This window comes from Bradyrhizobium sp. AC87j1 (assembly GCF_002936975.1).
Classification (GTDB): domain Bacteria; phylum Pseudomonadota; class Alphaproteobacteria; order Rhizobiales; family Xanthobacteraceae; genus Bradyrhizobium; species Bradyrhizobium shewense.
Map to the genome: position 1 here is coordinate 1 of NZ_PTFE01000109.1, position 23,612 is coordinate 23,612.

Sequence of the window (23,612 nt, forward strand, 5' to 3'; positions counted from 1 at the left end):
GGATAACCGATTCCGGTGTGCCCGCACACTGCTCGATGGAGGCTAAGCGCAGCCTCGATCTCCGCCGTCGTCCCCGCGAAAGCGGGGACCATAACCACAGGGGGTCGTTGTAGGGCTGAAAGGTAACTCCGAATCTTCGTCAAATTCCTCCCTGTGGTTATGGGTCCCGGATCTGCGCTCCGCTTCGCTGCGCTTGTCCGGGACGACAGTGAGTGTGCGGGAACGACAGCCAACGGAACCTCCCCTCCCCCACGCACTTATCACGCAGCCGCCGCACCTCGGCGGAACCACCGAGGCTGCGCGGATGATCGACGATCTCTGGTACAAGAACGGCGTGATCTACTGCCTCTCCGTCGGCTCCTATATGGACGCCAACGGCGACGGCGTCGGCGACTTCAAGGGCCTGCTCCGCCGGCTCGACTATCTGCACGGCCTCGGCATCACCACGATCTGGCTGATGCCGTTCCAGACCTCGCCCGGCCGCGACGACGGCTACGACATCGCCGATTATTACAGCGTCGATGCGCGCTACGGCACACTCGGCGATTTCGTCGAGTTCGCCCATGGCTGCAAGCAGCGCGGCATCCGGATTATCATCGATCTCGTCGTCAACCACACCTCGGATCAGCATCACTGGTTCAAGGAGGCGCGGCGCGACAAGAACTCGCCATACCGCGACTGGTATGTGTGGTCCGACAAGAAGCCGGCCGGTGCCAACAAGGGCATGGTGTTTCCCGGCGTGCAGAAATCGACCTGGACGCGCGACAAGGAAGCGGGCGCGTATTACTTCCACCGCTTCTACGATTTCCAGCCCGACCTCAACACGTCGAACCCGCATGTGCAGGCCGAGATCCTGAAGATCATGGGATTCTGGATCCAGCTCGGCGTCTCCGGCTTCCGCATGGACGCCGTGCCCTTCGTGATCGCGACCAAGGGCGCGAAAGTGAAGAAGCCGGTCGAGCAGTACGACATGCTGCGCGCGTTCCGCGAATTCCTGCAATGGCGGCAGGGCGACGCCATCATCCTCGCCGAAGCCAACGTGCTGCCGAAGACGGACATGGAATATTTCGGCCGCGATGCCGACCGCATGCACATGATGTTCAACTTCCACGTCAACCAGCACCTGTTCTATGCGCTGGCCTCCGCAGATTCGCGGCCGCTGGCGAAAGCGTTGAAGGCGACCAAGCCGCGGCCGGCGACGGCGCAATGGGGCCTGTTCCTGCGCAATCACGACGAGCTCGATCTGGGACGGCTGACCAAGGCCCAGCGCGACACCGTGTTCAGGAATTTCGGCCCCGACAAGGACATGCAGCTCTATGACCGCGGCATCAGGCGGCGCCTCGCGCCGATGCTCGGCGGCGACCGCAGGCGGCTCGAGCTCGCCTACAGCCTGATGTGCACGCTGCCGGGAACGCCCGTCATCCGCTATGGCGACGAGATCGCGATGGGCGACGATCTCTCATTGCCGGAACGCAATTGCGCGCGCACGCCGATGCAATGGTCGACCGAGCCGCATGGCGGCTTCACCAAGAGCAACAAGCCGGCCTGCCCTGTGATCGACAAGGGGCCTTACGGCTATCCGCACGTCAATGTCGCAAAACAGCGGCGCGATCCCAACTCGATGCTGAACTGGACCGAGCGCATCGTCCGCATGCGCAAGGAGGTGCCTGAAATCGGCTGGGGCGATTTCGCGATCATTCCGGTGCGCGATCCCGCCGTGTTCATCATGCGCTACGACTGGCGCAACAATTCGGTGCTGTTCGTGCATAATCTCGACGAGAAGCCGCGCGAGATCGCGTTCTCGGTGGGGCTGCCGGACGAGGCCGGCGCGCACCTGATCAATCTGCTCGCGGAGGACCACAGCCACGTCGACAAGCGCGGCCAGCACCGAATCGTGCTGGAGCCGTATGGCTATCGCTGGTACCGCGTCGGCGGGCTGGATTATCTGCTGAAGCGGAGTGATATCGACGGGACTACGGCGCGGGGGAAGAAGCATCCGGGGTAAGAGCATCTACGCATCGCTATACTCCACCGCAGCCGTCCCCTCCGCTGTCGTCCCCGCGAAAGCGGGGACCCATAATCACAGGGAGAAGTCTGGGGCGCGCTGATCACTCCGAGTCTTCGCCAAACCACTCCCTGTGGCTATGGGTCCCGGATCTGCGCTGCGCTTGTCCGGGACGACCGCTACGGCGGAGCGACGATTACCCCCTCATTGCCACGCAGATCCAGCACGCCTTCAATGCGCTCGTCGTCGCGATCCAGGAACGTTGACAGCAGTATGCTGCTGCCGAAACGTATCGCACTCGTCGTCACCGCGACCGGATCGGGGCCGAGATTGAGCGCCACGATCACCGCCTGCCCCTCGGCTTCGCGGCGATAGATCAGGAGATCGCCTTGTGCCGCAATCGGATGATAATCGCCCGCGACCAGCGGCCGACTGCTCTTCCGCAGGGTGATCAGGCGTCTGTAGAGGTTGAGGATCGAGCGCGCGTCGGCTTCGAGATTGACGACATTGTCGCGCACATAGTGCTCCGGCAGCGGCAGCCACGGCCGCGCCGCCGAGAAGCCGGCGAATTCGGTCGCATCCCACTGCATCGGCGTGCGGCAGCCGTCGCGGCCGACACCGATGCCGGGCACGTTCTTCTCGAAGGGGTCGCGCACGTCCTCCGGCGCGATCGCCACCTGGTGCATGCCGATCTCGTCGCCGTAATAGAGCGTCGGCGTGCCGCGCAGCGTCAGCAGCAGCATGGCGGCGACGCGGGCCTGCTCCGGCCCGACACGGCTTGCGACCCGCGGGCGGTCGTGATTGCCGAGCACCCAGTTCGGCCAGGCGCCGCGCGGCAGCGCCTTCTCGTAATCCTCGATGATCTTCTCGATCGAGCGCGCGCTCCAGAAGGTCAAGAGCAGCGCGAAATTGAACGGCATCTGCGCGCCGGTGAGATCGTTGCCGTAATAGGCCATGAGGCGATGCAGCGGCAGATAGATCTCGCCGATCAGCACGCGGGCTCCGAATTCGTCGGTGACGCGCCGCATCTCGGCGATCACGTCATGCACCTCCGGCTGGTCGGTGGAATATTGCGTCATGATCCTTTCGTTCGGCGGCCGTCCCTCGACGTAGTGCGGATTGGGCGGGTTGTCGCGGAATTCGGCATCCTTGATCAGGTGCCAGATCACGTCGACGCGAAAGCCGTCGACGCCCTTGTCGAGCCAGAACCGCATCACGTCGTAGATCGCGGCACGGACGTCCGGATTGCGCCAGTTCAGGTCCGGCTGCTGGGCGAGGAAGGCGTGGTAATAATATTGCCCCGTGGTCTCGTCGAACTGCCAAGCGCTGCCGCCGAACTCGGACAGCCAGTTGTTCGGCACCCCGCCGTCGGGTGCCGGATCGCGCCAGATGTACCAGTCGCGCTTGGGATTGTCGCGCGAGGCGCGGCTCTCGACGAACCAGGGATGCTGATCGGAGGTGTGGTTCGGCACGAGGTCGAGGATCAGCTTCAGGCCGTTGTCGTGGGCGGCCGCGATCAGCGCATCGAAATCTTCCATCGTGCCGAACAGCGGCTCGATGCCGGTATAGTCGGCGATGTCATAGCCGAAATCCTCCATCGGCGAGGGAAAGATCGGCGACAGCCAGATCGCATCGACGCCGAGCGATCTCACATAAGGCAGCCGCCGCAAAATGCCGGCTAGATCGCCGACGCCGTCATTGTTCGAATCCTGAAAGGAGCGCGGGTAGATCTGATAGAAGATGCCGTCGCGCCACCAGTTGCTATCGCCCTGAGCCATGCTGGAGGACCCATCCATAAATCTGCGCCTCGGGCGGAAGAACGCGACAGCAGCGCCCCGGTTCAAATTGGCGAGCCAATTGGGACGGCCGTGTGACGGCGGGCGTGATTGTTCCAGGCTCCATTCCAGATCTTTGGCCGAATCTTTTGCTTGGCGGCATGGCAAAAATCGGCATTGTGGCGCCATGACCGAGCAAAATGACTCCCAAGACTCTTCGCAATCCAAGGCCGGCGCGATCATCGTTCCCGTGACGCTGTTCGAGCAGAACTGCACCATCATCTGGGACGAGCCCAGCAAGAAGGCCGTGGTGATCGATCCCGGCGGGGACGTGCCGAAGATCCTGGACGCGATCAAGCAGACCGGCGTCACCGTGGAGAAGATCTGGCTGACGCACGGCCATATCGACCATGTCGGCGGCGCCGCCGATCTGCGCGATGCACTGAAGGTGCCGATCGAGGGGCCGCATGAAGCCGACAAGTTCCTGCTCGACAACGTCGTCGACAGCGGCGCACGCTTCGGCATGACCGGCGTGCGCAATTTCGCGCCGGACCGCTGGCTCACCGAAGGCGACAGCGTGTCGATCGGCAGCTTGCAATTCGATATTTTCCACTGCCCCGGCCACTCGCCCGGCAGCGTGGTGTTCTTCAACAAGGAGCTGCGCTTCGCCCATGTCGGCGACGTCCTGTTCGCCGGTTCGGTCGGACGCACCGATTTGCCGGGCGGCAGTCATGCGACGCTGATCAACTCGATCCTGACAAAACTGCTGCCGCTCGGCGACGATGTCGGCTTCATCTGCGGCCATGGCGCCGGCTCCAGCATCGGCCAGGAACGGATGACCAATCCGTTCATCACCGGCGAGATGTGAGCTTTTATTCTGCCGCGTCCACAAGCGACACCGCTTCACTGAGGTGACGATCGCCCCAGTCGCGGATCGCCGCGACGACGGGCACGAAGCTCTTGCCCTTGCGGGTCAAGCGATATTCGACCTTTGGCGGCACTTCGCCGAAATCCTTGCGGTCGATCAGGCCGCTCGCGGTCAGGGCCTTCAATTCACGGCTGAGCACGCGCGGGGTGATCTCGGCGCTGCCTTCCGTGCCGCGCAACAGGCCGCTGCGGATCTCGCCATAGCGGCGCGGGCCGTCCTTGAGGTCCCAGACGATGCGCAGCTTGTACTTGCCGCTGATCATCTTCTGAAAGGCCGCGACCGGGCAGATGCGCGCCGGGTTCGCCTTCGCCATGTCGTCTCCTCCACGCGTTAGCCACGCCTCACGCGAGGATAGGAGCAACGTCGAAAAAGTCCATACTATCAATTTTGTCCATACTTGCAGGATCGTTTGCGAGCCGCAGATGATGACGCACACGACGAACAGGGAGCGTCACATGAAGCACTTCATGATCAGATATGAATTCAGGAACGGCACCACGGAAGCCTGGCACCAGGAGGTCGGCCGCTTCATCAAGGCGATCGACGGCGATCCCGAGCTGACGGGCCGGATCGGCTATCGTGTCTTGAAGAATCGCCACGACGGCAGCTATTTCCATCTCGCCAGCGTCGCCGACGATGCCGCGCAGAAGGCACTGCAATCGCGCGACTTCTTCAAAGCCTATCAGGAGATGACGCGGAAGGTCGCCGGCGGCGAGGTGACGGTGACGCCGATCGAGTGGATCGGTCAGACGGCGTAGTTTCCGCGGGCTGACGCGACGACATCGCTACAAACTCCGCTGTCGTCCCGGACAAGCGAAGATCCGGGACCCATAACCACACGAAGCCGTGACTTGCGGGGGCTCGGAGTTGCACCTTCGCGCCTCACTTTGCCCTGTGGCTATGGGTCCCGGATCGGCGCGCGCTTGGGGCGCGCTTGTCCGGGACGACAGCGGAGTTTGGGGTTACTTCATCAATCCCGCGGCGGTCAGTGCGCGCGTGATGATCTCGCCGAGATCGAAGCTGCGAGCCTCCTCGCGCGTCTGCTCGGCCGGCCGTTCGGCGACCGCGGCGCGGATCGAGCGGGCGAGATGCGGCGCGGGCGTCAGTGCCGGTTGCGCTACAGGCTTGCTTGTAGACTTGCTTGTAGGCTTGGCCTCCGCCTTTGCAGCGTCTGCAATCCAGCCGGTGAGGCCGAAGAACTTTGCGATGTGATAGGACGAGGAAATGCCGGCCTCGATCAGGAATGCGCCTTCGACGCCATAGCGCTGGTCGTTGTCGGCCAGCCCCAGCGGCGTGCCGTGCGCCATGTCGGTGATGGCGTAGGACTCGACCAGCGTCTCGCCGTCCTTGCCCCACCAGGCCTGGCGCGGATAGCCGTCGACATTGGTCTCCGCCATCGGCGCTTCCGGCAGATCGTGCAGATCGAGCCACTGCTTGACGATCTCGTTGGCATTGCCGGGATTGACGGTGCGGTCAGCGCTGCCGTGCCACACCGAGACCTTCGGCCAGGGGCCGCGATAATCCGAGGCGTTGCGCACGAGATCGCCGAGCTCGCGCGCGGGACGCGTCGGGGAATGAAACATGCCGTCCAGTGCCTCGCGCAAATTCGAGGCGATGCCATAGGGCAGTCCGGCAATGACCGCGCCGGCCGCGAAGACCTCCGGATAGGTCGCGAGCATCACCGACGTCATGCCGCCGCCGGCGGACAGGCCGGTGATGAAGACGCGCCTGGGATCGATGCGATGCGCCTCCGCCATATGCGCGATCATCTCGCGGATCGAATGCGCCTCGCCGCTGTCCCGCGCCGTATCTTCCGGATTGAACCAGTTGAAGCAGGTGTTGCCGTTGTTGATCCGCTGCTGCTCGGGCATCAGCAGCGCGAAGCCATAGTGCTTCGCGAGCGTCGACCAGCCCGCGCCGAGATCGTAGCCCGCTGCCGTCTGCCCGCAGCCATGCAGCACGACGACCAGCGCGCGCGGCTTCTGCAACTGCGCCGGCACGAACGCGAACATGCGCAAGGCCCCCGGGTTGTGGCCGAAGCCGGTGACCTCTTCCAATGGACTGGACGCATCGGCGCTTCGGCCGAGCTCGGCAAAGCGCAGACCGTCCAGCCTCGGCAGACGTCTCAACAGATCAACATTTTTGGCTAACGACACGGCAACTTCCTGGTGGGCGGCTTTCAACGTTCAGCCAAACCAGATAGTTGCTGCATTGCAAAATAAAAAGACCGTGCGCTGTCGATCCACGAAAATCACGGGAAATTCCGCAGAAATCCGCACGAATTAACCGCAATGCCTCGGCTTCACGCAGATGCGCGACGCATCCACGACAGAAATGCGGCACAGATCATGATTAATGTCACAAACAGCGCAAGCGAGACCAGAAATCCTGCGCGCGCTGATTGCAAGGCATCGATCGCGAAGAACACCGCGCCGATTGCGGCCACTCCGGCCGCATTTCCGATCTGCGCCGTCGTGCCGTAGATGCCGGACGCCGAGCCTGCGGCGACAGGCTTGACGGTCGAGAGCACCGCGCCGGAGAGCGGCGCCATCACCAATCCCTGACCGTAGCCGAAGATGATCATGACGAACGCGAGCAGAAGCGGCGATGGCGCATCGATACAGGCTGCAACAAGCGCGAGCGCGGCGAGGCCTGCGATCTGCAGCGTGCAGCCTTCGATCAACACCTTGGTGCCGCGATGACGCGCCCGCGCGCCGCTGTGGCGCGAGGCCACGACGAAAGCGAGCGCAAGCGGGATGAAGGCCATGCCGGCTGAGAGCGGCGGGATCTTCAGGCCGCGCTGCATGAACAGCGTCATGACGAGGTAGAAGGAGAGATTGGCAAGGAAGAAGAAGAAGGCGGCGCCAAGCCCGCGCAGGAAAGCGGCATCCGCCAGCAGCGTGAGGTCGATCAAAGGCATGCCGCCGGCACGAGCGACTGCGTGCTCGAGCTTCAGGAATGCTACGAGGACGACGCCACCGACCGCCATCACGGCCCACAGCCAGGGTGCCCAGCCAACATCGTGACCAAACAGCAGCGGGCCGATCAGGCAGAGCAATCCCGCAAACAGGACCATGCTGCCCGTGATATCGAGCCTCGTCCCTGATCGCCGCGGCACCGACGGCATGATGCGCCAGGCGGCAGTTGCAATGACGAGGCCGCAGGGCACGTTGACGAAGAACACCGAACGCCAGCCGGTGCCGGCAAGATCAATCGTGACCAGCAGACCGCCGAGCAGGAAGCCTGCGGCGCCGGCCAGCCCGAGCACGATGCCGTAGATCGCGAAGGCGCGGCTGCGCGTCTCGTCCGTAAAGAGCAGATGCAGCGTCGCCAGCACCTGGGGCACCATCAGCGCCGCGGTCGCGCCCTGCGCCAGGCGGGCGATGATCAGCTCCACCCCGGACTGCGCGAGCCCGCACCACAGCGAGGTCGCCGTGAAGCCGAGCAGGCCGGCCAAGAAGACAGTCTTGGTGCCGTGGATATCGCCGAGCCGGCCGCCGGTGACGACAAGCGTGGCATAAGCGATCAGGTAGATCGCGATGACCGCTTCGATCTGCGCGGGCGATGCCTCCAGCTCGACTGCAATGGTGGGAATGGCGACGTTCACGATGAAGGCATCGACGCCGAACATGAACTGGGCGGCCACCACGATGGCCAGCACCCACCAGCGGCGGGTCGAATCGATCTGTTGTGTGACGATCTGATGCATCGGCGCGTGGCCTCGAACTATCGTTGCCAGATCATCCCAGATCACCTGCGGTGTCGCGATTACCTCGGAGGTAGGATTCGCGCGCTCCGAACTCGTCATGCCCGGGCTTGTCCCGGGCATCCACGTGCTCGTCTCCGCGCGCGAAGAGCGTGGATGGCCGGGACGAGCCCGGCCATGACGAAGGACCTCGCTTCGCCGCATGCCTGCATTCCGCCGCGCGGGACACCGCGCGATTGCGTTCGCGGCCTCCGGCACGTAGCTTCGCCGTCTCAACAAATAGAAAATCAAAGCCGGAGAGAACGCCATGGCGCGCCTGAAGTTCGGAGCCTTCCTTGCCCCGCATCACCCGATCGGGGAGCATCCGATGCTCCAGTTCCGGCGCGATCTCGACCTAGTCGAGCAGCTCGACGCGCTCGGCTATGACGAGTTCTGGTGCGGTGAGCATCACTCTTCCGGCTGGGAGATGATCGCCTCGCCCGAGATGTTCCTGGCTGCGGCCGGCGAGCGCACCAAGCGGATCAAGCTCGGCACCGGCGTGGTGTCGCTGCCCTATCATCATCCCTTCAACGTCGCCCAGCGCATGGTGCAGCTCGATCACATGACCGGCGGCCGCGCCATCTTCGGCTCCGGACCGGGTGCGCTTGCCTCCGACGCGCACACGCTCGGCATCGACCCGATGACGCAGCGCGACCGGCAGGACGAGGCGATCGGCGTCATCCGCCGGCTCTTCAACGGCGAGCGCGTCACCGCCAAGAGCGATTGGTTCACCATGAACGACGCCGCGCTGCAGATCCTGCCCTTGCAGGAGGAGATGCCGTTCGTCGTGGCCTCGCAGATCTCACCCTCCGGCATGACGCTCGCCGGCAAATACGGCATCGGCATCATCTCGCTGGGCTCGATGACGACGCAGGGGCTGATGTCGCTGCAACAGCAATGGCAATTCGCCGAGGACGCGGCCAAGAAGCACGGCACCACAGTCAACCGCGCCGACTGGCGCGTGCTGCTGACCTGGCACCTCGCCGAGACCCGCGAGCAGGCCCGACGCGAGGCCGGCGCCGGGCTGATGCGCTGGCACAACGAATATAATGTCGGCACGCTGCAGCGGCCCGGCCTCACCGCCTTCGCCTCGCCCGACGAGGCCGTGGACAAGACCGCCTTCGTCGAGGGCGCCGCCTCCGTCATCGGCACGCCCGACGATCTCGTCAAAATGATCAAGAACGTGATGCAGGTGTCGGGCGGCGTTGGCGCCGTCATCGGCTTCGTGCACGACTGGGCCAATCCGGAGAACACGCGCCGGAGCTGGGACCTGGTGGCGCGCTATGTGGTGCCGGAGATCAACGGCTATATCGACGGCCTGCGCAAGTCACAAAAATTCGTGATCGAGAACCGGGCGATCTTCGAGCGCGCGGGCCAGGCGGTGATGGCCAAGATCATGGAGAACGAGAAGGCGGCCGAGGCGCTGAAGGTGACCGGCGCCGGCCGCGTCGCCATCCCCGCCGTCAACGCGCCGGATCTGCAGAAGGAAGCGGCGAAGCGATAGGACGCGCTCAGCCCGTCGTCCCGGGACGCGTGTAGCGCGAACCCGGGACGACGGCGGGGGGTGTGACGATTTTGTGCGCAAGACGACCGCAGCTCATCGCGGCCAGATCGTGCTATGTTCGCGGAGCCTGCCAACCGGAGCAATCGTCATGTCGATGCAGAATGTTGCCGCACCGGCGCCCGACTTCACCGCGCCCAAGCGCAACGCGCTGACGCACATTCCCGGCGACGAGGGATGGCCGATCATCGGCAAGACCTTCCAGGTGCTGGCCGATCCCAAGGGCCATATCGAGGCGAACGGCGCCAAATACGGCCCGGTCTACCGCACCCATGTGTTCGGCGAGACCAATGTCGTGCTGCTCGGGCCCGAGGCCAACGAGCTGGTGATGTTCGACCAGCAAAAGCTGTTCTCCTCGACCCACGGCTGGAACAAGGTGCTCGGCCTGTTGTTTCCGCGCGGATTGATGCTGCTGGATTTCGACGAGCACCGGCTGCACCGCAAGGCGCTGTCGGTCGCGTTCAAGTCCGGGCCGATGAAATCCTATCTCAGCGATCTCGACCGCGGCATCTCCGCGCGAGTCGCGCAGTGGAAGGCCAAGCCCGGCGAGATGCAGCTCTACCCCGCGATGAAGCAGCTCACGCTGGATCTCGCCGCGGCGTCCTTCCTCGGCGCCGATATCGGGCCGGAGGTCGACGAGATCAACCGCGCCTTCGTCGACATGGTCGCGGCTGCCGTCGCCCCGATCCGCCGTCCCCTGCCCGGCACCCAGATGGCCGCCGGCGTCAGGGGGCGCAAACGCATCGTCGCCTATTTCCGCGAACAAATCCCGCTTCGCCGCGGCAATCATGGCGGCGATGACCTGTTCTCGCAGCTGTGCCGCGCCACCCATGAGGACGGCGCGCTGCTCTCCGAGCAGGACATCATCGACCATATGAGCTTCCTGATGATGGCGGCGCACGACACGCTGACCTCGTCGCTGACCTCCTTCATCGGCGAGCTCGCCGCCAATCCGGACTGGCAGGACAGGCTGCGCGCGGAAGTTCTCGCGCTCGGGCTCGCGCCGGGCGCGCCGAGCAGCTTCGACGATCTCGAAAAGATGCCGCTGTCCGAGATGGCGTTCAAGGAAGCGCTGCGGATCAAGCCGCCGGTGCCTTCGATGCCGCGCCGCGCCATGCGCGACTTCACCTTCAAGGGTTTTACAATTCCCGCCGGCACCGCGGTCGGCGTCAATCCGCTCTATACCCATCACATGAAGGACATCTGGCCGGAGCCGGATCGTTTCGACCCCTTGCGCTTCACCGAGGAGGCGCAACGGGGTCGCCACCGCTTCGCCTGGGTCCCGTTCGGCGGCGGCGCGCATATGTGCCTCGGCCTGCACTTCGCCTACATGCAGGCAAAATGCTTCGCGCGGCACTTCTTGCAGAACATCGAGGTGTCGCTGGAGCCCGGCTACAAGCCGGACTGGCAGATGTGGCCGATCCCGAAGCCGCGGGACGGGTTGAAGGTCAGGGTGCGGGCGGTGAATTAGTGCACCGTCATTCCGGGGCGATGCGAAGCATCGAACTATGGTGCGCAATTGCGCACCTGAGAATCTCGAGATTCCGGGTTCGCACTTCGTGCGCCCCGGAATGACACCCCCGTAGGGTGGGCAAAGGCGCGGAGCGCCGTGCCCACGATTTGCCGCGATGGAAAGGGTTGGTGGGCACGGCGCGCGAAGAGCCCGCCTTTGCCCACCCTACGGCACCGTCTCCGTCGCTTACGCCCCCTGATCGAACGCCTTGCGCAAGGCCACATAGCCCTGCTGTTGCTGGCTCCAGTTGCGGCCGCCGGTCATGGCGCCGTCGACGACGAGATCGTGGCCGTTGATGAAGCTGGATTCGTCGCTGGCCAGGAACACCGCAGCCTGGGCGATGTCATCGGGAAGGCCCGCGCGCGGGATCGGCTGCGCGGTCTTGTAGACCTCGCGCATCACCGCCGGCGTCTTCTCCGCAGCATCGGTCGAGAGTCCGAGCGCCTTGCCGAAGATGCCGGTCGCGATCGCGCCCGGCGAGATGGCGTTGACGCGCACGTTGGACTCGCCGAGCTCCATCGCCACGCATTTGGTGAGATGGATCACCGCTGCCTTGGCCGCGCTATAGACCATCGAGGACGAGAACCCGGCGAGGCGGCCGGCGATGCTGCCATTGTTGATGATGCTGCCGCTCCCCTGCTTCTTCATGGCGGGCGCGGCATGCTTCATGCCGAGCATGACGCTGCGCACCAGCGTCGCCATCGCCGCATCGAAGCGCTCGACCTCGAGGCCCTCGATGCCGCCGGTCTGCGCCGGGCCGCCGGCATTGTTGAACAGGCAGTCGATCCGGCCGAACTTATCCACGGCGAGCGCGATCAACGCCTGCATCTGTGCTTCGACCGTCACGTCGGTCTGGCGGAAGATGCAGTTGGCGCCGAGCTGCTTGGCCAGGGCTTCGCCCTCCGGTAGGCGCCGCCCCGCGATCACAATTTTGGCACCTTCGGCAACGAAGACTTCCGCAGTGCGCAATCCGATCCCGCTCGTCGCCCCCGTAATCACCGCAACCTTGCCGTCCAGCCTGCCCATGGAATGTTCCTGTTTTCGAACGATTTGATGCCAAATGGCGAACATCGGCCGCTGCCATCGCCGCGGGCGCCACTATCCCTGCCGGCCTCCGACAAGGCAAGCTATGCTTGTGCTGACGGGATGCGTAACATCTTCACAGGTCGCTCGATTTTCGAACGCATATCGCAACTGGGCTGCGCATGGGGAAGCTGATCGAGGAATTCCGCAGGGGTTGGCAGGGTGCGGCGCCGCCATCGCTCGGTCTGAGCATTGCCTTTGCGGTGGCCTGCCTGCTGATCGCGACGCTGACGCGCTGGGGGCTCGCGCATGTGCGACCCGACGTCTACTTCACGCCCTATTTCCCGGCCGTGTTCTTCGCCGCCGCGTTCGGGGGCTTCCGGATCGGAATCGTGACCGCGCTGGTCGGCGGCATGCTCGGCGTCGTCGTGAATTTCGGCGATGCCTTTGCCGATCGGGCGCGGTTTGCCCTGCTGGCACTCTATTGGGCGGTCTGTGCGCTCACCATCTGGGGTGTCGAGCACTATCGCACCATGCTGGCAGAGCAGCGCCGGATCTCCAAGCGCCTGATCGAGGAAGAAGAGTATCGCAAGCTGCTGGTCGACGAGCTCCAGCACCGGCTGAAGAACAAGCTGTCGACGGTGCACGCCGTGCTGCACCAGGTGCTGCACGACCACCCCCAGGTCTGGGACCGGGTCGATCCGCGGTTGCGCTCGCTGGCCGCGACCGACGATCTGATCTCGCGGATCGACAAGGCCGGCTGTGACATCCGCGACCTCCTGATCTCGGAGCTCGGCCCCTATGGCCATGTCCGCTTCACCCTCAATGGCGACCGCCTGTTCCTGCCGCCGAAGCTCGCGGTCACGCTGTCATTGATGTTTCACGAACTCGCCACCAATGCGGGCAAGTACGGCGCGTTCTCCGCGCCGCGCGGTCTGCTGCAGGTGTCATGGACCGTCAGCGACGACCGCCTGATCATCACCTGGGACGAGACCGAGGGTCCGAGCGTGGACAAGGTGTCCGAGCCCGGCTTCGGCACCAAGCTGCTGAAATCGGCACTGTCGTCCTTCGATGGCAGGACCGAGATCTCTTACTTGAAGACCGGGCTGCATTGCATCATGCAGTGCCGCATCCCCCGAAGTGAATAGCATCGCGCGTCAAGCGAAAGCCGGCCCGCGCACCCCGTCCGCAGTTTCGCATGGGCTGTTGACCCTCTGTTAATGACGATTTTCTGCGCGCGTCGCATCGCCGCAAGTTTTCTCCAAAACACCCCCGTATTTCTCCGTACCCCTTAACCAAACCTAAGAGGGAACCGCGCAAGATCGCGCCCATTGCAAAGGCGCGCTGAAACAACAAGATTCATGACTTCTATGAACGACAACCAATATTCCGGCGCGACTGAAGCCGAGCTCGGTTTTCTCAAGGAAATCGTTAGAATGCTGCCGGCCGGCCTGACCGTGCAGGATGCGCATGGCGAGCTTCTGCTGGTTAACGATGCCGCGGCCGCGCAGCTCGGCATGGACGGCAGCCGTCCCTCACCCGATCTTGCGCCCCGCCGCGAAGCCTGCCGCCAGGCGCTGAGCGCCGGCCAGGCTGTCGTCACCGAGGAGGCGCTTCACGGCGGCGCCGCGCGCCAGGTGCTGCTCACGACCCATCGTCCCGTTCGCCTCGCCGGACGTGAGCTGCTGATCTCGGCGTCCTCCGACATTACCGAGCAGAAGAATTTCGAGGACCAGCTGTTTCGCTCGGCCTATTTCGACGAGCTGACCGGATTGCCCTCGCGGCGCGTGATCGAACATCACGCCAACAATCTGCTGGCGGAGAATGGCGGCGGCGAGCGTTTCGCGCTGGCCTTCCTCGACGTCGACAATTTCAAGCACATCAACGACTATTACGGCCACGCCGTCGGCGATGCGCTGCTGGTCGAGCTGTCGAAGCGGCTCGGGCGCGACTTGCGCGATTCCGACATGCTGTCGCGCATCTCCGGCGACGAATTCCTGCTGCTGCTCTCCCCGATCCAGAGCCAGGAGGAAGTCGCCGAATTCATGCAGTCGACGCTGGAGCGGCTGACGGCGCCGTTCTTCATCGACCATTCGGAACTCTTCGCCTCCACCTCGGTCGGCATCAGCCTCTATCCCGATCACGGCCGCAGCTTCGAGACGCTGCGCCAGAATGCCGACATCGCGATGTACCGCATCAAGAACGACGGCAAGGGATTGGCAGCCTTCTTCGATTCCAGCATGGAGCGCGAGGCGCTGGCGCGGATGAAGATCGAACAGTCGCTGCGGCTCGCCATCCTGGAAAAGCGTTTCTGCTGCGCCTTCCAGTCCAAGGTCGACATCCGCACGCAGGCGGTGAAGGGCATCGAGGCCCTGGTGCGCTTGCGCGACGACGAAGGCGTGATCCAGGCGCCGGGATCGTTCATCAATCTTGCCAGCGAGCTCGGGCTGATCGACGAGCTGACCCATCTCGTGCTCGCCGAAATCGTCAAATCGATCGACCTGATCAACGAGACGTTCGGCGCGGAAGCGACCATCAGCATCAACGTCGCAGCCAAGCAGGCCGGCAACCCCGAATTCATGCGCAGCTTCGCGCGGGCGCTCGACGACACCGGCTTTCCGCAACGTTTCATGATCGAGGTGACCGAAGACGCCTTCGTCGCCAAGAATCACTTCCAGGACGAGATCCTGCCGATATTCCGCAAGCTCGGCGTCGGTATCTCGATCGACGATTTCGGCACCGGCTATTCGTCGCTCTCGGCGCTGGCCGACATCACCGCCGACGAGATCAAGATCGACCGCTCCTTCATCACCGACATCCATAAGCGCCCGCGCAGCCAGGGCATCCTGCGCGCGATCGAATCCTTGAGCGAAGCGCTCGGCATGACCGTGATCGCCGAAGGCCTCGAATCCTACGAGGAGCTCGCTTATCTGCAGGCCGCAACCAAGATCCGCTACGCCCAGGGCTACTACTTCTCCCGTCCGATCTTTTTGGAGGAGCTGAAGCTCGCAACACCGGCCTCGAGCGAGTCACGCGCCAGCGTAGTGAGCCGCCCGGCGCAGCAGAACCGCCAGGGCTATTCGCGCGCGAGCGGGTATCGAAGGTAGGCCGCAAACCGCCGCCGCACGCACCGCTGTCGTCCCGGGGCGCGAAGCGAACCCGGGACCCATAACCACAGGGCGTGGTTTGGCGCGAAGATGGTCACTCCGAATCCCAGTAATCACATCTCCCTGTGGTTATGGGTCCCGGATCTGCGCTTCGCTTGTCCGGGACGACAGCGGAGAACGGGGCTCGCCGCAAACGGCCATTTCTCCTCTTTGAAATTGCTACCCTTTTGCTAATACACAGGCAGACTTCCCCCGGGATATGTCATGTCCGCCTCTTCCGCCTCGATCAGCGATCCCGCCTATCTCCGTGCGCGCGCGATGGAGACGCTGTTCGAGCGGCTGGAGAAGCTCTGCGAGGGCGCGATCGCGATCGACCGCGGCGGGCGCGTCGTCTACGTCAATGAAAAATATCTCGCCGCGCTCGGTCTCAAACGGACCTCCGAGGCAATCGGCCGGCCGATCGAGGAGATCATCCCCAACAGCCTGATGCGCAAGGTGGCCGAAACCGGCGAGCCGATCCTGCTCGACATCATGGAGCTCGGCGGCGAGCAACTCGTCGTCACGCGCATGCCGATCGAGGACGAGAACGGGACGGTAATCGGCGCGATCGGCTTCGTGCTCTATGACCATCTCGAAAGCCTCAAACCCCTGCTCGCCCGCGTCGCCCAGCTCGAGAGCGATCTGCGGCTGGCGCGGCGGCAATTGTCCAACGCCCGCGCCGCACGCTTCACCTTCGCCGACTACGTCGGAACCACGCCTGGTATCGCGCAGGCCAAGCAGCTTGCAAGCCGCGCGGCGCGGCAGAGCGTCACGGTACTGCTCACCGGCGAGACTGGCACAGGCAAGGAGATGCTGGCGCAGGCGATTCACAATGCCTCCTCGCGCGCGGAGAAGCCGTTCGTCAGCGTCAATGTCGCCGCGATTCCCGACACGCTGATCGAATCGGAGTTCTTCGGCACCGCGCCGGGCGCCTATACCGGCGCCGACCGCAGGGGACGCGAGGGCAAGTTCCGCATCGCCGACGGCGGTACGCTGTTCCTCGACGAGATCGGCGAGATGCCGCTGCAATTGCAGGCCAAGCTGCTGCGCGTGCTGCAGGAGCGCGAGATCGAGCCGCTCGGCTCGGACAAGATCTCCAAGGTCGACGTGCGCGTGGTCGCCGCGACCAATGTCGATTTGCGCAAGCGCGTCAGCGACGGCGCGTTCCGGCCCGATCTCTATTACCGCCTGAACGTGCTCTCGATCGATTTGCCGCCGCTGCGGCACTGCCTGGATGATCTCCCCGACATCTGCGCCCGGCTGCTCGAGGACATCAGCGCCTCCGGCGATTACGTCAAGGCGAAGATCACGCCGAGCGCGCTTTCCGCGCTGGCGCGCTATGACTGGCCGGGCAACGTCCGCGAGCTCCGCAATATCCTTGAGCGGGCGCTGATCCTGAGCGATTCCGGCCGGCTGACCGGCGAAGATGTCGCCCGCATTCTTCCCGTCGGCGCCGACGTCAGGCCCGCAGCATCCGAGCGCCCGGCCGGACCCGTGGTGCCCTATGCCGAAGCCGAGGCCGAGTTCGAGAAGCACACGCTCGAACAGGCCCTCGCCGCCAGCAACGGCCAGATCTCCGAGGCCGCCAGGATGCTGAAAATCTCGCGCGCGACCTTCTACAAGAAGCTCGCCAAGTTCGGCCTCGCCGCAGGGCCGACCCCTGTCTGAGTTTCGAGACAGTGGACTGTCTGGAGTCTCAGATTCCGGACATGGCGCCGAACGGCTCTGTCCGGGCGCCAATGCGGAAATTGCCGGGATTTAGGCCAGTTTGCGTAAGGAGGCCGCATCTGGCGCGGACCTTGCTCTTCGCTTTGCACAATGACGCATGCTGCACATGCGCATTCGCAAATCAGGGAGGACGCAAGGATGAGTGAAGCGATCACGGTCCATCAGCTTCAGGCGAAACAGCCCTCGCACGTCACGGTCGCCACCGCGAGCCTGATCGGCACGGCCATCGAGTGGTACGACTTCTTCCTCTACGGCACCGCTGCGGCGCTGATCTTCAACAAGCTGTTCTTTCCGACCTTCGACCCCATGATGGGGACGCTGCTGGCATTCGCGACCTATGCGCTCGGCTTCATCGCGCGCCCGCTCGGCGGCGTCGTGTTCGGGCATTACGGCGACAAGATCGGCCGCAAGACCATGCTGTATCTGACGCTGCTGATCATGGGCGTGGCGACCGCGGCGATCGGATTCCTGCCGACCTACGAGACCGCCGGCATCTGGGCCGCGGTTCTGCTCGTCACCTGCCGCCTGATCCAGGGCTTTGGCCTTGGCGGCGAATGGGGCGGCGCGGTGCTGATGGCGGTCGAGCATGCGCCCGCGGACAAGAAGGGTTTCTACGGCAGCTGGCCGCAGCTCGGCGCGCCGCTCGGCCTCGTGCTCGGCACGCTGGTTTTCTCGGTGGTATCGGCGATGCTGACCGATGCGCAGCTGCTGGCCTGGGGCTGGCGCATCCCGTTCCTGTTCTCGATCGCGCTGGTGCTGGTCGGCCTGTGGATCCGCTTCACCATCGCGGAATCCCCGGAGTTCCAGAAGGTCAAGGATACCAAGCAGGAAGTGAAGATGCCGATCCTGGAGGCGATCAGGATGTATCCCAAGAACATCCTGCTCGCGATGGGCGCGCGCTTCGCCGAAAACGGCTTCTTCTACATCTACGCGACCTTCGTGCTCGCCTATGCCACGCAATCGCTCGGCATGAACAAGCAGGACATGCTCAATGGCGTGCTGATCGGCGCGGCGATCGAGACCTTCACCATCCCGGCCTTTGGCGCGCTTTCGGACCGGCTTGGGCGGCGGCCGATCTACATTTTCGGCGCGGTGTTCTCGGCGCTAATGTCGTTCCCGCTGTTCACGCTGCTGGCGACCAGGAACCCGCAATATGCCTGGATCGCGATCGTGCTGGGCCTCGCGATCGGGCATGCCGCGATGTACGGCCCGCAGGCGAGCTTCCTGTCGGAGCTGTTCGGCACCAAGGTGCGCTACAGCGGCGTCTCACTCGGCTACAACCTGGCCTCGATCTTCGCCGGCGCGCTGTCGCCGCTGATCGCGACGGGACTGATGACGGCCTACGCGCCGGCGACCTGGCCGATCTCGCTCTACATGATCGCGCTGGCGCTGATCACCATCGTCTCAGTTTATTTCGCCACCGAAACACGCAAGATAGTTCAGGGCTGAATGTTCTGATCACCTTGTCCACCGCGAGGAGCAGCCTGTTCCAGGGGCGCTCCTCGCGATAGGATCAACGCACAATAACGGCATACGGTCTAGGAGATCGGGAGGAACGCCGTGAGCCATCACCCAGCTCTGCCTTATCTGCGCAATTCCGAGAAGGGCAAGGTCGTCACCGCGGCCGAAGCGGTCATGCTGATCCGTGACGGCGACACGGTCGCGACCGGCGGCTTCGTCGGCATCGGCTTTGCCGAGGAGATCGCGATCGCACTGGAGGAGCTCTATCTCTCCCACGAGGGCGATGCCCCCTATACGCAGGGCGAGCCGCGCAATCTGACGCTGGTCTACGCGGCGGGCCAGGGCGACGGCAAGAATCGCGGCCTCAACCATTTCGCGCACGAGGGCCTGGTCCGACGCGTGATCGGCGGACATTGGGGCCTTGCGCCGAAATTGCAGCAGCTTGCGATCGCGGGTCAGATCGAGGCCTATAATTTGCCGCAGGGCGTCATCACGCACCTGTTCCGCGACATCGCCGCGCACCGGCCCGGCCACGTCACCCGCGTCGGCATGGGCACCTTCGTCGATCCCAGGCACGGTGGCGGCAAACTGAACGCGCGCACCACCGAGGACATGGTCGAGCTGATCAAGATCGGCGGCGAAGAGTGCCTGCTCTACAAGACCTTTCCGATTCACGTCGGGATCATCCGCGCCACCACCGGCGATCCCGACGGCAACCTCACCATGGAGAAGGAGGCGCTGACGCTGGAAGCGCTCGCCATCGCCATGGCGGCGCATAATTCCGGCGGCATCGTCATTGCCCAGGTCGAGCGCGTCGCCGAGGCCGGCAGCCTCAATCCGCGCCAGGTCAAGATTCCCGGCATCCTCGTCGACTGCGTCGTGGTGGCAAGGCCGGAGAACCATTGGCAGACCTTCGGCACGCAGTACAATCCGGCCTTCTCAAGCGAGATCCGCGTCCGCGCCGCCTCGCTGCCGGTGATGCCGGTCAGTGAGCGCAAGATCATCGCCCGGCGCGCCGCCCTGGAACTGAAGGCCAACAGCGTCGTCAATCTCGGCATCGGCATGCCCGAGGGGATTGCCTCCGTCGCCAACGAAGAGCGGATCATCGACCTCATCACGCTGACGGCGGAACCGGGCGTGATCGGCGGCATCCCCGCGAGCGGCATCGATTTCGGCGCGGCGATCAACACCCAGGCGGTGATCGACCAGCCCTATCAGTTCGACTTCTACGACGGCGGCGGCCTGGATGCCGCCTTCCTCGGGCTCGCCCAGGTCGACCGTGCCGGCAACCTCAATGTCAGCAAGTTCGGGCCGAAGCTTGCGGGCGCCGGCGGCTTCATCAACATCAGCCAGAACGCCAAGGAAGTCATCTTCGTCGGCACGTTCGGCGCGGGCAAGCAGCGCATCGCGGTGAAGGATGGGAAACTTGTCATTCTCGACGAGGCCAAGTCGCGCAAGTTCGTGGAGAGCGTCGAGCACGTCACCTTCAGCGGCCCGTTCGCGGCTGCGCGCAAGCAGCGCACGCTGTATGTCACCGAGCGCTGCGTGTTCGAGCTCAGGCCCGACGGGCTCGAGCTCACCGAAGTCGCGCCCGGCATCGACATCGAGCGCGACATTCTGCGCCTGATGGACTTCAAGCCTCTGATCCCGCGGGACCCGACGCTGATGGACGATCGCATCTTCCGTGAGGGTCTCATGGATTTGCGCGAGCGCCTGCTCACCATCCCGCTCGACCAGCGCTTCACGCTGGACGAGCAGCAGAACCTGTTTTTCGTCAATCTCGAGCGCTATCCGCTACGCAGCAAGACCGAGATCGACACCATCGCTGGTATCGTCGAAGCCAGGCTCGCTCCGCTTGGCCGCCGGGTCTACGCCATCGTCAATTATGACAATTTTTCCATCCTGCCGGAGTTGATGGACGATTATTCGGCCATGGTGCGCAGTCTCGTCGATCGCTTCTATTCCGGCGTGTCGCGCTACACCACGTCGGGCTTCCTGCGCATCAAGCTCGGCGAAGCCCTGGAGAGGCGCGGCGTCGCGCCGCACATTTTCGAAAGCGCGGACGAAGCGCAGTCGGATCGGCGTCAGGCCGAGGGAGTCGGCGATGCGCGGCCAGCCCAAAAATGATGCATGCTCGAAAGGCCGACGCGCTCGGCCGGAAGGTTCAATTGCAATGTTCGTAGTGTTATGCAAATCGCTGTTGCCGAGAAACGTTAAATCAGGAGGGACCATCGTGCGTCGATCACTCATCATAACAACAACCATTCTCGCACTCGCTGCGGGCACCTCCGCACGGGCCGACGATCTCAAGGTCGCGCTGATCTACGGCAAGACCGGTCCGCTCGAGGCCTACGCCAAGCAGACCGAGACCGGCCTGAAGATGGGCTTTGAATACGCCACCAAGGGCACGATGACCCTCGATGGTCGCAAGATCGTCATCATCACCAAGGACGACCAGGGCAAGCCGGACCTCGCCAAGGCTGCGCTCGCCGAAGCCTATCAGGACGACAAGGCCGATATCGCGATCGGCACGACCTCGTCGGCCGCGGCGCTCGCCATTCTCCCGGTCGCCGAGGAGAACAAGAAGATCCTGATCGTCGAGCCCGCCGTCGCGGACCAGATTACCGGCGAGAAGTGGAATCGCTACATCTTCCGCACCGCGCGCAACTCCTCGCAGGACGCGATCTCGAATGCGGTCGCGATCGGCAAGCAGGGCGTGACCGTCGCAACGCTGGCGCAGGACTATGCGTTCGGCCGCGATGGCGTCGCCGCCTTCAAGGAAGCACTCGCCAAGACCGGCGCGACGCTCGCGGCCGAAGAATATGCCCCGACCTCGACCACCGACTTCACCGCAGTCGGCCAGCGGCTGTTCGACGCGCTGAAGGACAAGCCGGGCCGCAAGGTCATCTGGGTGATCTGGGCCGGCGCCGGCAATCCGCTGGCCAAGCTGCAGGACATGGACCCGAAGCGCTACGGCATCGAGCTCTCTACCGGCGGCAACATCCTGCCGGCGCTCGCCGCCTATAAGGGCCTGCCCGGCATGGAAGGCGCGACCTATTATTTCTACGAGATCCCGAAGAACCAGGTGAACGACTGGCTGGTCGCCGAACACCAGAAGCGCTTCAACGCGCCGCCGGACTTCTTCACCGCGGGCGGCTTTGCCGCCGCGATGTCCGTCGTCGCCGCCGTCACCAAGGCGAAGTCGACCGACAGCGAGAAGCTGATCACTGCGATGGAAGGCCTGGAGTTCGACACGCCGAAGGGCAAGATGGTGTTCCGGAAGGAAGACCATCAGGCGCTGCAGAGCATGTACGCCTTCAAGGTCAAGGTCGATCCGAACGTCGCCTGGGCAGTGCTCGAGCCGGTGCGCGAGCTGAAGATCGAGGACATGGACGTTCCCGTCCGCAACAAGCGGTAAGAGCGCTGGTGCTCACCTCTCCCGCTTGCGGGAGAGGTCGGATCGCATCGTCAGATGCGATCCGGGTGAGGGCTTTCTCCTCTTGGGGGTTCTCACCTACGGAGACACCCCCTCCCCTACCCTCCCCCGCACGCGGGGGAGGGAGCGCAGCTTGATCGCGGATCTATCTCCATTCATCATTCGCCGGCCCCCATGACGCTCACCCTCGAAACACGCGACCTCACCATCCGCTTCGGCGGCCATGTGGCGGTCAACAGCGTGACCTGCACGTTCCGTCCGGGCGAGCTCACCGCCATCGTCGGCCCGAACGGCGCCGGCAAGACCACCTATTTCAACCTGATCTCGGGCCAGCTACGCGCCTCGAACGGCAGCATCCTGTTCGACGGCACCGACATCACCCAGCACTCCGCGCCGATGCGGACGCGCGCAGGCTTGGGCCGCGCCTTCCAGCTCACCAATCTCTTCCCGAACCTGACGGTGGAAGAGAATGTCCGCCTCGCAGTGCAGGCGGCGAACGGCACCCATTACGACATGCTGCGGCCCTGGATGGTGCGCCGCGACCTGATCGCCCGCGCCGACGCCATTCTCGACCAGGTCGCGCTGGGCAGCCGCCGCGGCGTCGCCGCGACCGCGCTGTCGCATGGCGACCAGCGCAAGCTCGAGGTCGCGCTGATGATCGCGCTGGAACCGAAGGTTTTCATGTTCGACGAGCCGACCGCCGGCATGAGCATCGACGAGGTGCCTGTGGTGCTCAACCTGATCGCGCAGCTCAAGCAGGACAGGAGCAAGATCATCCTGCTGGTCGAGCACAAGATGGACGTGGTGCGCTCGCTCGCCGACCGCATCATCGTGCTGCATAACGGCCAGCTCGTCGCCGACGGCCCGCCTGCCGAAGTGATCGCCTCGCCGATCGTGCAGGAAGCCTATCTCGGTGTCGCGCCCAAGACAGGGAGTGCGGCATGACTGATCTTTTAAGGCTCTCCGGCGTCCACACCCATATCGGTCGCTATCACATCCTCCAGGGCATCGACCTCGCGGTCCCGCAGGGGCAGACCACGATGCTGCTCGGCCGCAACGGCGCCGGCAAGACCACGACCCTGCGCACCATCATGGGGCTGTGGCAGGCGTCCAGCGGCGAGATCAGCCTCTCCGGCGATCGTATCGAGAGCCGCGCCACGCCCGACATCGCGCGACTCGGTGTCGGCTACGTGCCGGAGAGCATGGCGGTGTTTTCCGATCTCACCGTGAAGGAAAACCTGGTGCTGGCGGCGCGCGACGGCCCGCTCGACGACACCCAGCTCGACTGGAT

Annotated in this window: 18 protein-coding genes; 13 read left to right on the forward strand and 5 right to left on the reverse strand. The window is 64.2% G+C overall.

Features of this window, described 5'->3' with window-relative positions:
- Positions 1-304 precede the first annotated feature (304 nt).
- On the forward strand, positions 305-2,005 hold the full coding sequence (locus tag CV770_RS34710) for an alpha-amylase family protein (protein ID WP_104465552.1): 1,701 nt from the start codon (positions 305-307) through the stop codon (positions 2,003-2,005).
- 179 nt (positions 2,006-2,184) lie between these two features.
- On the opposite strand, the gene CV770_RS34715 is transcribed toward CV770_RS34710, so the two are convergent.
- Entirely contained in the window at positions 2,185-3,783 is a 1,599-nt protein-coding gene (locus tag CV770_RS34715; protein WP_104465553.1) for an alpha-amylase family glycosyl hydrolase, read from the reverse strand.
- Between the two features lie 184 nt (positions 3,784-3,967).
- Between CV770_RS34715 and CV770_RS34720 the strand changes: the two genes are divergently transcribed.
- Entirely contained in the window at positions 3,968-4,648 is a 681-nt protein-coding gene (locus tag CV770_RS34720; RefSeq protein ID WP_104465554.1) for an MBL fold metallo-hydrolase, read from the forward strand.
- 4 nt (positions 4,649-4,652) lie between these two features.
- On the opposite strand, the gene CV770_RS34725 is transcribed toward CV770_RS34720, so the two are convergent.
- A complete protein-coding gene (locus CV770_RS34725; protein ID WP_104465555.1) occupies positions 4,653-5,021 on the reverse strand; it encodes a winged helix-turn-helix transcriptional regulator in 369 nt (122 codons plus the stop codon).
- Between the two features lie 142 nt (positions 5,022-5,163).
- Between CV770_RS34725 and CV770_RS34730 the strand changes: the two genes are divergently transcribed.
- Entirely contained in the window at positions 5,164-5,466 is a 303-nt protein-coding gene (locus CV770_RS34730) for a hypothetical protein (RefSeq protein WP_245453943.1), read from the forward strand.
- Between the two features lie 204 nt (positions 5,467-5,670).
- Here the strand turns inward: CV770_RS34730 and CV770_RS34735 are convergent, their stop codons facing one another.
- Together CV770_RS34735 and CV770_RS34740 are read right to left on the reverse strand one after the other, a co-directional pair.
- The gene (locus tag CV770_RS34735; RefSeq protein WP_104465567.1) at positions 5,671-6,864 is read right to left on the reverse strand and encodes an extracellular catalytic domain type 1 short-chain-length polyhydroxyalkanoate depolymerase; all 1,194 of its coding nucleotides are present in this window, start codon (positions 6,862-6,864) and stop codon (positions 5,671-5,673) included.
- Between the two features lie 146 nt (positions 6,865-7,010).
- On the reverse strand, positions 7,011-8,417 hold the full coding sequence (locus CV770_RS34740) for an MFS transporter (protein ID WP_104465557.1): 1,407 nt from the start codon (positions 8,415-8,417) through the stop codon (positions 7,011-7,013).
- A 304-nt stretch (positions 8,418-8,721) separates the two neighbouring features.
- Here CV770_RS34740 and CV770_RS34745 point away from each other — a divergent pair, with 304 nt between their 5' ends.
- Positions 8,722-9,957, forward strand: coding sequence for an LLM class flavin-dependent oxidoreductase (locus CV770_RS34745; RefSeq protein ID WP_104465558.1), 1,236 nt, complete (start codon positions 8,722-8,724; stop codon positions 9,955-9,957).
- 148 nt (positions 9,958-10,105) lie between these two features.
- Positions 10,106-11,485, forward strand: a complete 1,380-nt coding sequence (locus CV770_RS34750; protein ID WP_104465559.1) for a cytochrome P450 — start codon at positions 10,106-10,108, stop codon at positions 11,483-11,485.
- A gap of 228 nt (positions 11,486-11,713) precedes the next feature.
- Here the strand turns inward: CV770_RS34750 and CV770_RS34755 are convergent, their stop codons facing one another.
- A complete protein-coding gene (locus CV770_RS34755) occupies positions 11,714-12,553 on the reverse strand; it encodes an SDR family NAD(P)-dependent oxidoreductase (protein WP_104465560.1) in 840 nt (279 codons plus the stop codon).
- A gap of 179 nt (positions 12,554-12,732) precedes the next feature.
- On the opposite strand from CV770_RS34755, the gene CV770_RS34760 reads away from it, so the two are divergent.
- From CV770_RS34760 to CV770_RS34795, 8 genes are all read left to right on the forward strand, one after another.
- The gene (locus tag CV770_RS34760) at positions 12,733-13,698 is read left to right on the forward strand and encodes a sensor histidine kinase (RefSeq protein WP_091961957.1); all 966 of its coding nucleotides are present in this window, start codon (positions 12,733-12,735) and stop codon (positions 13,696-13,698) included.
- Positions 13,699-13,920: 222 nt separating this feature from the next.
- Positions 13,921-15,657 (forward strand): putative bifunctional diguanylate cyclase/phosphodiesterase, encoded by a 1,737-nt coding sequence (locus CV770_RS34765; protein ID WP_201760172.1) that lies wholly within the window; start codon positions 13,921-13,923, stop codon positions 15,655-15,657.
- Between the two features lie 264 nt (positions 15,658-15,921).
- Entirely contained in the window at positions 15,922-17,364 is a 1,443-nt protein-coding gene (locus CV770_RS34770; RefSeq protein WP_104465562.1) for a sigma-54 interaction domain-containing protein, read from the forward strand.
- A gap of 198 nt (positions 17,365-17,562) precedes the next feature.
- Complete coding sequence (locus tag CV770_RS34775; protein WP_104465563.1) at positions 17,563-18,873, forward strand: MFS transporter; 1,311 nt, start codon at positions 17,563-17,565, stop codon at positions 18,871-18,873.
- Between the two features lie 111 nt (positions 18,874-18,984).
- Positions 18,985-21,012, forward strand: a complete 2,028-nt coding sequence (locus tag CV770_RS34780; RefSeq protein ID WP_104465564.1) for an acyl CoA:acetate/3-ketoacid CoA transferase — start codon at positions 18,985-18,987, stop codon at positions 21,010-21,012.
- Between the two features lie 106 nt (positions 21,013-21,118).
- A complete protein-coding gene (locus tag CV770_RS34785; RefSeq protein WP_201760171.1) occupies positions 21,119-22,303 on the forward strand; it encodes a substrate-binding domain-containing protein in 1,185 nt (394 codons plus the stop codon).
- 192 nt (positions 22,304-22,495) lie between these two features.
- Positions 22,496-23,266, forward strand: coding sequence for an ABC transporter ATP-binding protein (locus CV770_RS34790; protein WP_104465566.1), 771 nt, complete (start codon positions 22,496-22,498; stop codon positions 23,264-23,266).
- Positions 23,263-23,612 (forward strand): ATP-binding cassette domain-containing protein (locus tag CV770_RS34795; protein WP_146101413.1); only part of this gene is annotated, 350 nt, incomplete at its 3' end. The genes CV770_RS34790 and CV770_RS34795, both read left to right, overlap by 4 nt.

Bases quoted from the DNA above. Each gene is read 5' to 3' on its own strand.
- CV770_RS34710 (WP_104465552.1), top strand. From the start codon at position 305: ATGATCGACGATCTCTGGTACAAGAACGGCGTGATCTACTGCCTCTCC.
- CV770_RS34715 (WP_104465553.1), bottom strand. From the start codon at position 3,783: ATGGCTCAGGGCGATAGCAACTGGTGGCGCGACGGCATCTTCTATCAG.
- CV770_RS34720 (WP_104465554.1), top strand. From the start codon at position 3,968: ATGACCGAGCAAAATGACTCCCAAGACTCTTCGCAATCCAAGGCCGGC.
- CV770_RS34725 (WP_104465555.1), bottom strand. From the start codon at position 5,021: ATGGCGAAGGCGAACCCGGCGCGCATCTGCCCGGTCGCGGCCTTTCAG.
- CV770_RS34730 (WP_245453943.1), top strand. From the start codon at position 5,164: ATGAAGCACTTCATGATCAGATATGAATTCAGGAACGGCACCACGGAA.
- CV770_RS34740 (WP_104465557.1), bottom strand. From the start codon at position 8,417: ATGCATCAGATCGTCACACAACAGATCGATTCGACCCGCCGCTGGTGG.
- CV770_RS34745 (WP_104465558.1), top strand. From the start codon at position 8,722: ATGGCGCGCCTGAAGTTCGGAGCCTTCCTTGCCCCGCATCACCCGATC.
- CV770_RS34750 (WP_104465559.1), top strand. From the start codon at position 10,106: ATGTCGATGCAGAATGTTGCCGCACCGGCGCCCGACTTCACCGCGCCC.
- CV770_RS34755 (WP_104465560.1), bottom strand. From the start codon at position 12,553: ATGGGCAGGCTGGACGGCAAGGTTGCGGTGATTACGGGGGCGACGAGC.
- CV770_RS34760 (WP_091961957.1), top strand. From the start codon at position 12,733: ATGGGGAAGCTGATCGAGGAATTCCGCAGGGGTTGGCAGGGTGCGGCG.
- CV770_RS34765 (WP_201760172.1), top strand. From the start codon at position 13,921: ATGAACGACAACCAATATTCCGGCGCGACTGAAGCCGAGCTCGGTTTT.
- CV770_RS34770 (WP_104465562.1), top strand. From the start codon at position 15,922: ATGTCCGCCTCTTCCGCCTCGATCAGCGATCCCGCCTATCTCCGTGCG.
- CV770_RS34775 (WP_104465563.1), top strand. From the start codon at position 17,563: ATGAGTGAAGCGATCACGGTCCATCAGCTTCAGGCGAAACAGCCCTCG.
- CV770_RS34790 (WP_104465566.1), top strand. From the start codon at position 22,496: ATGACGCTCACCCTCGAAACACGCGACCTCACCATCCGCTTCGGCGGC.